This window comes from Paenibacillus sp. FSL H8-0548 (assembly GCF_038630985.1).
Lineage (GTDB): Bacteria > Bacillota > Bacilli > Paenibacillales > Paenibacillaceae > Pristimantibacillus.
In genome coordinates this window covers 5,502,735-5,514,783 of record NZ_CP152049.1, presented here as the reverse complement: position 1 = coordinate 5,514,783, position 12,049 = coordinate 5,502,735, and the positions used below count along the sequence as shown (strand labels likewise).

Sequence of the window (12,049 nt, the reverse complement as noted above, 5' to 3'; positions counted from 1 at the left end):
TATTTAAATGTCAGTAAAATATCGGAATTTGGGTGCAAGTGGTCTTAAGGTCAGCGAAATTAGTCTAGGAAGCTGGTTAACCTACGGCGGGTACGTAGAGCGTGAAAATGCAGTGAAATCGATTCAAACAGCCTATGATTTAGGTGTTAATTTTTTTGATACGGCTAACGTCTATGCGAAGGGTGAGGCGGAGAAGGTTGTTGGAGAAACGCTTCGCGCTTATCCACGCGAATCCTATGTTTTGGCAACGAAGGTATACGGCAAAATTGGCGATGGCCCCAATGATCGTGGACTATCTCGCAAGCATGTTATTGAATCAGCAAATGCCAGCTTGAAGCGCCTTGGACTTGATTATGTAGACGTTTTTTATAGCCATCGCTTTGATCCTGAAACACCTATTGAAGAAACGCTTCGCGCTTTTGAGGATTTGGTTCGCCAAGGAAAGATTCATTATGTAGGCGTCAGCGAATGGACGGCAGCACAAATAACAGAGGCGTTTGCGATTGCTGATAAATATTTGCTTGATCGGATTGTTGTTAACCAGCCGATCTACAATTTGTTTGATCGTTACATTGAGAAGGAAATTATACCGCTTGGCAGCAAAAAAGGATTTGGACAGGTTGTCTTCTCTCCGCTTGCCCAAGGCCTGCTTACAGGCAAATATTCAGCCAATGATCAAGTGCCGGCTGAGTCTCGCGCAGCCAAGCATGAGAACTTTAAAAACAGAATTACCGAGGAGAAGCTGGCGAAGGTTGAAGGGCTCAAAGTCATCGCTTCCGAGCTTGATATTACGGTTGGTCAGTTAGCGCTGGCGTGGATTTTACGGCAGCCTAACGTTTCGAGTGCTTTGGTCGGAGCAAGCCGTCCCGAGCAGGTGGAAGAGAATGTGAAGGCGTCGGGGATCGTGCTCGACGATGCTGCACTAGAGAGAATTGCGGCTGTTATAGATAATGATCCTGTCGCCGCCAAAGGGAAATTCTAATTCTTCTTCTTCTTCTTTAAACAGCTGCAACAAAATCCAGTAAAGTACGTTAATTTACTGGATTTTGTCATGGGCAATTTTGAACTGCGGTTATTTTTTTATAACTATATAAGTTGAACTTAAAAATGAAGTGTAAGCGAAGCGAGAAGATCGTTCTGGAGAAACGAAGTGTTCGCCTTTGCGGCCGGATTCATACCTTTAAATGTCTTAGGAAATCAAAGAATCTGGCTGCAACAGCGATCGTAAGAATGATCTTCTCGCGCAGCGTCCCAAACGTAAATGTCTAGTTCAACTTAGATAATTATTGCCAATTAACGATATATCGTTTAATATTTAAATCAATACGATATATCGTTAACGGAGGAGATCGCATCATGACGAAGGAATGGCAGCCAGACGAAAGATTGTTTTTGCATCATGAACATGAAAGGGATATTAGCGGAACAGGAAGACGATATTTTAGCCGCGGCGGAGTGAAGTATGCACTGCTGGAGCTGCTGGAGAAGGAGAGCATGCATGGCTATCAAATGATGAAGGCGCTAGAGGAGCAGTCGGGAGGTACCTATAAGCCAAGTGCCGGGTCGATTTATCCTACCTTGCAGATGCTTCGGGATCAGGGATTTGTGGAATCCTCGAAGCAAGATGGCAAGAAGGTGTTCGAAATTACCGACAATGGCAGAGTTTACTTGTTCGAGGAGAAGGAGAATACCGTTATCAGTCCAGAACGCCGAGAGCAGGGAGAGGCTGAGGAGGAAGGCGTTCCTTGTGATCGAAGCAGGCCGAATCGGCGCTTAACACCAGCGGGTAAAGAGCTGCTGCATTTGCTAAAGGCTGCAGAACGCGCAGTTGTAAGCGATAGTGAAAAGGCCGCAGAGCTGCGTATCATACTTGAGCAGCTGCGTTTTTCTCTTCGCCAAATTGCTGCAGGCACGACCCGCGTCAGCGAAGAGGGCGAAGGAATATGAACAGCAACTTCAATTCCGTATCTACGCCTAGACAAGGCGGGGGAACGGGTGGTATGCGGAAATTCGGAACTGGCGAGAAGGTGAAGCCCGCGAGCATACTGAGCATGTTCGTGAGAATCTATACGCATGCAAGGCTGCAAATGCCTTTGCTGATCGTTGCCGTCGCCTGTGTCATCGGAATTTCATTGCTTGAGTTTATTGTTCCGCAATTGACACGTATGACGATCGACAGCATTATTCCGAATAAGCTTTTTCATAAGCTGTTTCTAATTGGCGGCGGTGTGTTGGGTGCAGCGCTGGCACTTGGCGCTTTGCGTTATATTAGTACGTCGCTTATGGCTTCTATCGGTCAAAGGGTGCTGTACAATCTCCGCAACGATTTGTATCGCCATATGCAAAGCTTGGATGTGTCGTTCTTCGATCGTAATCGTACTGGTGATTTAATGTCCCGGGTCACGAATGATGTAAGTATTCTTCAACAAATGATTTCCTCCAGCATGATGCAATTGTTTACCGACTTTTTCACCTTTACAGCGATTGCGGTGTATATGCTCTGGATTGATTGGAGGCTGACGGTGCTGCTGCTTGCAACCTTCCCCTTTATGATCCTGACAACGAAAGTATTCGGCAAAAGAATGAGGTCCTCGTTCCGAAAGGTACAGGAATCCGTAGCGGATGTGAGTGATCATTTGCAAAACACGCTTACGGGCATAAGGCTGATCAAGGCGTTTACCGCCGAGGATTACGAGTCGGATCGTTTCTCAGAGCACACGCAGAGAAATATGGATGCGAATGTACAGGTGACCCGCTTGCGAGCTGCTTATGAGCCTATTATTGATTTTCTTAATTTTCTTGGTCTTGCCATTGTACTTGTATTTGGAGCATGGCTGGCCATGCATGATCAGATGACAGTGGGAACCATCGTTGCGTTCATCGCCTACTTGCGGCTTCTGCAAAATCCGATACGCCATTTTAGCCGGATTATTAATACGATTCAGCAATCTGCAGCCGCCTATGAACGAATTATGGAGGTTATGGATACAGAAGCTGAAATTGTTGAGAAGAAGGAAGCGATACAGCTGCCGAAAGTGAGCGGTCATATCGTTTTTGATCATATTGATTTTGCTTATTCAGGAAATGCAACGGTGCTGAAAGCATTTCACCTGGAGCTTGAGGCTGGCAAAGTAACTGCGCTCGTCGGATCATCGGGCTCGGGGAAAACAACGATTGCTAATCTTATCGCTAGATTCTATGATCCACAATCTGGTGAAATAACGATTGACGGCTATTCGCTGAAGGATATTACGCTTTCCTCGCTCAGAGAGCAAATCGGCATTGTGTCGCAGGATGTTGTGCTGTTTAATGGCACGATTGGTGAGAATATTCGCTACGGAAATCCTCACGCGTCGAATGCGGATGTGATCGCGGCAGCTCATGCAGCCAATGCAGCGGGGTTCATCGATTCGTTTCCGCTAGGGTACGAGACTCAAATTGGTGAACGGGGAGTTAAGCTCTCTGGAGGGCAGAAGCAGCGGCTTTCCATTGCCAGAGCGATATTGAAAAATCCTCGCGTTATTATTTTGGATGAGGCAACTGCTTCGCTTGACTCTGAGTCGGAGCAGCATATTCAAGACGCACTGGCGCAATTGCTGAAGGGCCGCACCTGTCTGGTCATCGCGCATCGTCTATCTACCATCTCACAGGCGGATCAAATTTATGTGCTGGAGCATGGAGGAATCGTAGAGAATGGAACGCATGATGAGCTGCTGACGCAGCAAGGGCGCTACAGCCAACTGTATGAATTACAATTTCCGCAAACAATTGAAGCGTAATAACATACTTTTACACTAGGAAGTGATCGTTTTATTGAAACCCAAACGAATATTAGCTGATTTTTTTCGGAGAACGTGGTATGTGTATCTGTTTTCTGTTTTCTTTCATTTGCTTTCTAATGTGATTAACGTTTTTTTTCCCAAGGTGCTGGGAGAATTTACGGATAAGCTGCAAAGCAGCGGCTTAACAAGCAGCTTGATTGTTGATTACAGCTTAAAGCTTCTAATTATAGGTGTGGGGCATGTGCTGTTCAATGGCATTGCAATGTATCTAATTATGTATGTAGGCAGAAAATTCGAATTTCATGTTCGGAAGGTGCTGTTTAAGCATTTTACGGAAATGAGCGAACGTTTTTATTCGAAAAATGGTGTCGGCAAGCTGCTAAGCTACTTTATGAATGACGTAACGGCGGTACGCGAGTCGATATCGATGGGCTTCAACGCTACAACTAATGCGACAATGCTTCTCATAGCGGCGATTACAATGATGCTGCTGAGCAGCATACCCTATTATTTAATTTTGGCATCCATATTTCCGCTCCTGCTTATTCCGGTTATCGTGGTCTATTTGGGACCCATGATTAGAAAACGTTCGCTTGAGGTGCAGGAAGCGCTCGGCACGATGACGGAAACAGCAGAGGAGCAATTCGGCGGTATTCGGGTGACGAAGAAATTTGCGGTAGAAGACATTATGAATGAGCGCTTTGGCAGCACAGTCGACGAGATTCGGCATAAACAGCTGCGTTTGGTGCGTGTCTCATCTTTTTTCCAAGCACTCATTCCATTTCTCGGTACGCTAGCTTTAGTTGTTGCGCTTGCCTTTGGCGGTTATATGACGATAACGAAACAGATCACGTTAGGCAACTTTGTTGCGCTCACGTTATATATCACGATGCTGATGAATCCGCTTCAGCAAATCGGAAACGTCATTAACACCATTCAACGCTCACGCGCTTCTTTAGAGCGTCTAAATGGCTTGCTGTCACAGCGTTCAGATATTGTGGAGCTGGAGGATGCGAAGGTTGTAAATTTGATTTCTGAAGCGATCTCGGTTCGGAATTTGTCCTTTGCTTATGATGAAGCTTCAAGCCCTGTGCTCAAAGACATTAGCTTGAACGTCAAGGCAGGCAAAACGCTTGGCATTATAGGCCGAACGGGCAGCGGGAAAACAACATTGATGAAGCTGCTGCTGCGTACCTATGACCCGCCGCCAGGAACAATTTTGTATGGAAATACAGATGTACGCAAGCTGACGCTAAAAAGCCTGCGGGAGCAAATTGCTTACGTTCCGCAGGATGGATTTTTGTTCAGCACGACCATTAGGGAGAATATCGCCTTCTCCGATCGCGATCGGGGGCTGGAGGAGGTTGAAGCCGCCGCAAAGCATGCGCAAATCTACAGCAGTATTGATGAATTGCCGAACAAGTTCGAAACTCGGCTCGGCGAACGCGGATTAACGTTGTCCGGCGGCCAGCGTCAGAGAACGAGCTTGGCGCGAGGCATCATTAAGGATGCCCCGATTATGATTCTTGACGATAGCGTAAGCGCGGTCGATGCAGTGACGGAGAAGGATATTATGAATTCCATTCAAAAGGAACGAAATAACAAAACGACGATTATTATTGCTCATCGCATTAGTGCAATTAAGCATGCGGATGAAATCATCGTTCTTGATGAAGGTGTGATCGTGCAGCGCGGCACGCACTTGGAGCTATTGGAGCAGCAAGGACTCTATGCGACACTTCATGCCATACAGGAGGAGGGGAGTCAATATGCGACCGGCACAAGCCATTCATAATTGGCAGGCGGATCAGAAGGGTGATCCTAATTTGCCTGAGCAGAAACCGGAATATGTACCGGCGTTTCGTACGCTTTTTAGCTATGCGAGACCACATATTTGGTCCTTTATCGGCGTATTTTGCTGCACGATCATTGCGATCCTATCGGATTTGCTGCAGCCTTTTTTGATGAAGATTGCCATTGATGATAATTTATTGTCGGGAAAGAACGATTATAAAGGGCTTCTTACGATTTGTTTTGTATATTTGGGTTTATCTGTATCGAGCTTAATATTCACTTATTTTCAAAGCAATTTGCTTCAAAATATAGGGCAGAGCATCGTATCCCGCATTCGTAAGCAGCTGTTTGGCCATATTTTGAAGCAGTCGATGCGATATTTTGACCGGATGTCCAGCGGCAGTCTCATCACTCATGTATCCAGTGATACGGAGGCTCTGAACCAATTTTTTAATCAGGTGCTCCTCAGCCTCTTTAGGGATGGCCTCACACTAATCTTTATTATCGTGATGATGTTTCAGCTGGATACACAGCTTGCGCTGTATTGCTTGATTTTGCTGCCTATTATTTGGGGGATTGCTATTGGCTTTCGTTCCTTTATGCGCAAGACCTATCAGCTTGCCAGAACGAGGCTCTCTCGCCTTGTTGCCTTTGTAGCGGAAAATCTATCGGGCATGAACTTAGTGCAGGTGTTCCATCAGCAGAAGGAGCAGGAGAAGCAGTTCGACGAACGTAACGAACTGTATTTCAAAGCTAATCTCAGAGAAATTCGGACGAATGTTGTGTTCGGACGGACCTTTGATATTTTGAGCAATTTATCGATTGCATTCGTCACTTGGATTGGCGGAAATGCGGTACTTGGCCAGCAACTTGAATTTGGCGTATTGTATGCTTTTATTACGTATATTCGCAGGTTTTTCCAACCGATTAATACGATCACTCAGCAATGGAACACGCTGCAGTCCGCTACGGTTGCCATAACAAGAATTTGGAGCGTATTCGCAAATAAGCCAGACATTATGGATCGCGAGCAGGAGCCGGTGGATTTGTCCAAAACGGCGGCAGACGATGACGCGGATGAGCGCCAGGCTGCGCTGTCGAGCTTAAGCTTGGAGCAGGTGAAGGGCAGAATCGACTTTGACCGCATTTCGTTCTCCTATGAGGAAGGGATACCGATCATTCGCGATTTGGATTTGCATATTAATTCGGGCGAGCTCATTGGCGTTGTAGGAACGACAGGGGCGGGCAAGAGCTCGCTGATCAGCCTGCTGTGCCGTTTCTATGATGTGAAGAAAGGCAGCATCCGAATTGATGAGACGGATGTGAGGGATATTCCGCAGGCAACTCTTCATAGGCTTGTAGGGCTCGTACAGCAGGAGCCTTACCTTTATTCAGGCAGCATCATCGAAAACGTTAGAATGTTCGATGAGACGATTTCCCGCGAGGAGGTTATTCGTGCCTGCGAATTTGTTGGAGCGGATACGATCATTAAGCGGTTGAAAAACGGATACGAGACGAAGCTATCGGAGCGCGGCAGCGGTTTATCTGCAGGCGAACGCCAGCTGATCTCCTTTGCGCGAATTATCGTATTTAAGCCTAAGGTGCTTATCCTGGATGAAGCTAGCGCAAATCTTGATTCACATACCGAGCAGCTGATTCAGAATGCGCTATCGGTCGTATCACAGGATCGTACTACCATTGTCATTGCCCATCGTTTGTCTACCATTATGCAGGCGGATCGCATCATTGTCATGAGCCATGGTGAAATCGTGGAGCAAGGCAATCATCAGCAGCTGCTGGAGCATGACGGACATTATAAAGAGCTGTATGAGCATTCGCAGGGCAATGTTGCTGTGTAACAAGCTTGTTTTAACCCATTTCGGCACGTGCCGCAAGGCTATTTATTATAGAGGAGTATATAGGAGGTAGGCAGGATGAGTCTCGTGGCTGATAATATTACAGATTTAATTGGGAATACACCTTTGGTCCGTCTTAACAAGGTAGTGCCGGAGGGCAGCGCAGAAATATTATTGAAGCTGGAGTTTTTTAATCCAGGCAGCAGCGTGAAGGATCGCATCGCGATTAGTATCATCGAGGAGGCGGAACGGGAAGGAAGATTGAAGCCGGGCGATACGATCATTGAAGCGACAAGCGGCAACACAGGCATTGGCATCGCTTTGGTAGCGGCAGCCAGAGGCTATAAGGCTATTCTCGTTATGCCGGAAACGATGAGCTTGGAGCGTCGCAATCTGCTCCGGGCTTATGGCGCGGAATTAGTGCTGACACCAGGGTCCGAAGGGATGAAGGGCGCTATCCGAACTGCGCAGGAGCTGCAGGCGAAGCATCCTGATTATTTTCCAGCGCTGCAATTCGATAATCCGGCCAATGTGAAAATCCACCGCGAAACGACTGGACCTGAGATCATTAGGGCAGTTGAATCGCTGGGCGGCAGCTTGGACGGCTTTGTAGCAGGCGTCGGCACAGGCGGCACCATTACGGGCGCCGGCGAGGTGCTGCGCGATCGGTATCCACATATTCATATTGCGGCGGTTGAGCCAGCCGGCTCGCCTGTTCTTTCGGGGGGGCCTTCCGGACTCCACAAAATTCAAGGGATAGGCGCAGGCTTCGTTCCCTCGATACTAGATACGGACGTTTATAATGAAATTATTCAAGTCAGCAATGAGGATGCCTTCGAGACAGCCAGAAGAGTGGCTAAGGAGGAAGGCATTCTCGGCGGTATTTCTTCCGGTGCGGCAATCTATGCAGCTATTCAGCTTGCCCAGAAGCTGGGAACGGGCAAACGTGTAATAGCCATCATTCCGAGCAATGGGGAGCGCTATCTATCCACGGTGCTTTATCAGCAGGAGCAGCAGTTGTAGGGGCCAATAATCAGTGAGTCGTAACGCGATTGCCGAGTCTGCATTGTACTTTGTACAATGATATCTGCTGCTTAGCTAAGTCGAACGAGCGTAGAGTGTAGTTATTACAATAGATTCGCACCGATGGAGGCTTAATAGGCCAAATAGGAGCGAATCTATTGTTTTTTGTGCAAATATAGGAAATGATATCATTGCGCCATACGATCTCTATATTTCTGGGAATGAAACGTGCTGACGCCGCCAAAGGACGGAGACAGCCGTTTCACCTTGAGCGCAGCTCAAGGAATAGAACTAATGAGATCGCTGCATTGTACTTTCTGCAGTAGAAATCTCACATGAGAGCCGATCTGGACAGCTACATTGTAATTATGCATTAGGATTAGCTCCTAACGGATGATTTCCACCAAAAAACAGGTAAACTACTGCAGAAAGTGCAGTGTAAGCTAGCGGCTGCTCATGGCACATCGATTCTATTGCAGAAAGTGCAGTGTAAGCGAACAACTGATGGAGTAATATTGAGTTTTAGGAAGAGTTGGCTGTTAGGTTGATAGAGTGCTCGTGCTCCGACTTTCTCCAATCTAGCTCCTATCAAGCTTGCCTAATCGTCCATAAGCTATTAAAATGAGTGAAGCGATTATAGGCTTAGTATCTAATCCTCCTATAATTCCCAACTATATAATAGAGAGAAGTAGCTGCAGCCATGAATATTTTCCTTCACATCTTGTTGACAAATGTACTTCCCATGGTCATTATGATCGGTCTCGGTATTATTCTTGGGCGGGCATTCAAGCTGGATATTAAAACCTTATCGAAGCTGAACTTTTATTTATTTTCGCCAGCGATTATGTTTAATTTGTTATATAAAACCGATATATCTGCCTCAGTGATCGGAAAGATTTTGTTTTTCTTCGTGCTGTTTATGGTTGCGCAATATATGTTGGTTGAGGTAGTTATCCGGATTAGGGGTTATAAGCCAAGTATGAAGAGTGCGATGCGAAACAGCGTTCTCTTCTATAATAGCGCTAATTATGGCATACCGCTTAATCAGCTCGCATTTGCCGGCAATGAGAAGACGCTCGCGATTCAGGTGCTGATTATGATGACACAGTCATTGATACCGAATACGTATGGCATCTATAACGTGAACGCACACAAAGCGGATATGCGCACCATTTGGCGCACGATCATTTCAATGCCTATTATTTATGTCATACCGATTGCCTTTCTATTAAGAGGCTTCGAGGTCGCTATTCCTCAGCCGCTTGCTACGCCGCTTGGTTATTTATCGGATGCGTTTATCGGTACAGCGCTTATTACGCTCGGTGTTCAGCTTGGGAATATGGAGTGGAAAATTAATCGTTCACTTCTCATCGATGTCAGCTTGTCAGGGATGCTGCGGCTCGTTGCTGGACCGCTGCTTGCTTGGCTAATCGTATGGACGATGGGACTGGATAAGCTAACCGCTGCCGCGCTTATCGTGTCCTCGGCGGTTCCGACCTCGCTTAGCAGCGTGCTGCTGGCAGTCGAGTTTGACAATGAGGCTGAATTTGCCTCACAGTCGGTATTTGTTTCTACTATTATTAGTATTTTAACCGTTACAGCCGTTATTTTTTTCTTGAAGCTGGAAATGTAAAACCTCCAAAAAGCCTGTCACACCTAATTTTATGGTGGTGATAGGCTTTTTTTTAGTATAGGAAAATTCATAGGGCAATCTAATATTCACTCTAGATTTACAACGGAAATTTTGTATTTTCGCCAAGAACAGCGAGTACTGAGTACGTTCATTACAAGAAAGAGTAGATAGACTTGTGCAGAATACTAGACGAGGTTAAAATGGAAAAAGATACAAAAAGAAAACGTTTTATTTGGAAACGGAGGTATACCATTACATGCTGCCGACTAAGCATGATATTATTCATGCAAGCGCTTTAAAAAGAACGTTTGGACGCGGTAGCGGAGCAGTTACTGTATTGAAAGGTGTCGATCTATCGATTCCTTCTGGTAAGCTTATCGCGTTTAAAGGGAGATCTGGCTCTGGAAAAACGACGCTAATTAATTTGTTAAGCGCGCTGGACCGACCGACTGAGGGACAAATAACGTTCGATGGACGTGATCTGACAGCGATGTCCAATCAAGAGCGGGATCTTGTGCGACGGAACGAAATGGGACTTATTTTTCAATCCTTCGCCCTGATTCCTCTTATGTCCGCTTATGAGAATGTGGAGTTTATTTTAAGAGTCGCGGGATTAGGGGCTAATGGCCGCAAGGAAGCGGCAGTAGAGGCTTTGGATCAGGTTGGTTTAAAAACAAGGATGCATCATCGCCCGTTCGAGCTGTCGGGCGGGGAGCAGCAGCGTACGGCCATTGCAAGGGCGATTGCTCATAAGCCAAAGCTGCTGCTTGCCGATGAGCCTACAGCAGAGCTGGATAGCCGGACAGGCTTGCAAATTATGAAGGTGTTTCGTGATTTGGTTGAAACGGCAGGCATGACGATTATTATGACTACTCATGATCCTGCCATTATGGAAATCGTTGACCATGTGTATGAATTGGAGGATGGACAAATTGTCACAAAAGCTTAAGCCGCTGCTCGGCTGGTCATTCGCGCTCCTTATTGGCGTTTCCCTTACAGGATGCTCCTTGCTGCCTGCAGAGGAGAATGCGTTAAAGCCGCCGCTTGTGAAGCCGGCACAAGAAAATTATCGGACCGTCACTGTTGAGAAAGGAACGATTACGCAGGAAATTAAAGGAAGCGGGAGTTTGGAATCGACGCAATCGGAAATTGCGCAGTTTACAGGCCAAGGTGGACGCATCGCCAAGATGATGGTTACTGCAGGACAACAGGTGAAGAAGGGCGATGTGCTCGTACAGCTGAATGTAGATGGTCTAGACATTCAATTGAAGGAGCAGCAGCTTTCTGTTGCGAGGTCGAAGCTGACACTTAAGCAGGCCAAAGCCGGCGGTGATAGCGATGCGATTGAAATTGCCAAGCTCCAGATGGAGATTGAGAGCTTGAAGCTGGAGCGGCTGATGGCGACCTTCAATAGCAAGCAGCTCGTTTCCGGAATGGATGGACAGGTCACCTTTGTCGAGGATTTGGAGGAGGGCGATTTTGTCGATGCGTACCAGACGCTTGTCATTATTTCTGATCCAAACAGGCTGCGAATTGCGCTTCGTGTAGAGACTGGATCGGAAATTAGCAGTGTAGATGTAGGCTTCCCAGCAGCAGTGAAGTTTGGTTCTGAGGAGCTGGAAGGTAAAGTTGTACAAACGCCATCGTCCGCTCCGACGACCTTGAATGAGCAGCAGCGGGATCGTTATTCGAAGACATTGTTCATAGAGGTGCCTAAGGTGCCAAGCGATGCTGCCATTGGAGCATTTGTGGATGTGAGAATTATTTTGCAGCAGCGTGATGAGGTTTTGAAAATTCCGCGCAGCGGTGTGCGCAGCTTCCTAGGCAGAACATTCGTCAGGACGCTGGAGGACGGCAACAAAATTCGTGAAATCGATGTGGAAACGGGTATCAAGGGCTCAACTGAAATGGAGATCACGAAGGGTCTGGAAGAAGGCGCTATAGTCGTGCTGCAATAATAA

The 12,049-nt window shown here is 46.8% G+C and carries 9 protein-coding genes; all 9 read left to right on the top strand.

Features of this window, described 5'->3' with window-relative positions:
- Positions 1-7 precede the first annotated feature (7 nt).
- The 9 genes from MHI37_RS23855 to MHI37_RS23815 all read left to right on the top strand — a co-directional run bounded on the left by MHI37_RS23855 (position 8) and on the right by MHI37_RS23815 (position 12,046).
- The gene (locus MHI37_RS23855; protein ID WP_076338992.1) at positions 8-982 is read left to right on the top strand and encodes an aldo/keto reductase family protein; all 975 of its coding nucleotides are present in this window, start codon (positions 8-10) and stop codon (positions 980-982) included.
- Between the two features lie 374 nt (positions 983-1,356).
- Positions 1,357-1,947: a PadR family transcriptional regulator gene (locus MHI37_RS23850; protein WP_076338991.1), complete on the top strand. Its 591-nt coding sequence runs from the start codon at positions 1,357-1,359 to the stop codon at positions 1,945-1,947.
- Complete coding sequence (locus tag MHI37_RS23845; RefSeq protein WP_144023775.1) at positions 1,944-3,779, top strand: ABC transporter ATP-binding protein; 1,836 nt, start codon at positions 1,944-1,946, stop codon at positions 3,777-3,779. Before MHI37_RS23850 ends, MHI37_RS23845 begins: the two co-directional genes overlap by 4 nt.
- Before the next feature lie 34 nt (positions 3,780-3,813).
- A complete protein-coding gene (locus MHI37_RS23840; RefSeq protein ID WP_076338990.1) occupies positions 3,814-5,577 on the top strand; it encodes an ABC transporter ATP-binding protein in 1,764 nt (587 codons plus the stop codon).
- Positions 5,552-7,435 carry an ABC transporter ATP-binding protein gene (locus tag MHI37_RS23835; RefSeq protein ID WP_076338989.1) on the top strand — a complete coding sequence of 628 codons (1,884 nt, stop codon included), beginning with the start codon at positions 5,552-5,554 and terminating at the stop codon, positions 7,433-7,435. The genes MHI37_RS23840 and MHI37_RS23835 overlap by 26 nt, the downstream gene beginning before the upstream one ends.
- 75 nt (positions 7,436-7,510) lie before the next feature.
- Positions 7,511-8,455: a cysteine synthase A gene (cysK, locus tag MHI37_RS23830; protein ID WP_076338988.1), complete on the top strand. Its 945-nt coding sequence runs from the start codon at positions 7,511-7,513 to the stop codon at positions 8,453-8,455.
- A gap of 700 nt (positions 8,456-9,155) precedes the next feature.
- The gene (locus tag MHI37_RS23825; RefSeq protein ID WP_076338987.1) at positions 9,156-10,088 is read left to right on the top strand and encodes an AEC family transporter; all 933 of its coding nucleotides are present in this window, start codon (positions 9,156-9,158) and stop codon (positions 10,086-10,088) included.
- Positions 10,089-10,344: 256 nt separating this feature from the next.
- Positions 10,345-11,037: an ABC transporter ATP-binding protein gene (locus tag MHI37_RS23820; RefSeq protein ID WP_076338986.1), complete on the top strand. Its 693-nt coding sequence runs from the start codon at positions 10,345-10,347 to the stop codon at positions 11,035-11,037.
- Positions 11,021-12,046 carry a biotin/lipoyl-binding protein gene (locus MHI37_RS23815; RefSeq protein ID WP_083676474.1) on the top strand — a complete coding sequence of 342 codons (1,026 nt, stop codon included), beginning with the start codon at positions 11,021-11,023 and terminating at the stop codon, positions 12,044-12,046. Before MHI37_RS23820 ends, MHI37_RS23815 begins: the two co-directional genes overlap by 17 nt.
- The last annotated feature ends 3 nt before the right edge of the window (positions 12,047-12,049 follow it).

Bases quoted from the DNA above. Each gene is read 5' to 3' on its own strand.
- MHI37_RS23825 (WP_076338987.1), top strand. From the start codon at position 9,156: ATGAATATTTTCCTTCACATCTTGTTGACAAATGTACTTCCCATGGTC.
- MHI37_RS23835 (WP_076338989.1), top strand. From the start codon at position 5,552: ATGCGACCGGCACAAGCCATTCATAATTGGCAGGCGGATCAGAAGGGT.
- MHI37_RS23820 (WP_076338986.1), top strand. From the start codon at position 10,345: ATGCTGCCGACTAAGCATGATATTATTCATGCAAGCGCTTTAAAAAGA.
- MHI37_RS23855 (WP_076338992.1), top strand. From the start codon at position 8: ATGTCAGTAAAATATCGGAATTTGGGTGCAAGTGGTCTTAAGGTCAGC.
- MHI37_RS23850 (WP_076338991.1), top strand. From the start codon at position 1,357: ATGACGAAGGAATGGCAGCCAGACGAAAGATTGTTTTTGCATCATGAA.
- MHI37_RS23845 (WP_144023775.1), top strand. From the start codon at position 1,944: ATGAACAGCAACTTCAATTCCGTATCTACGCCTAGACAAGGCGGGGGA.
- cysK (WP_076338988.1), top strand. From the start codon at position 7,511: ATGAGTCTCGTGGCTGATAATATTACAGATTTAATTGGGAATACACCT.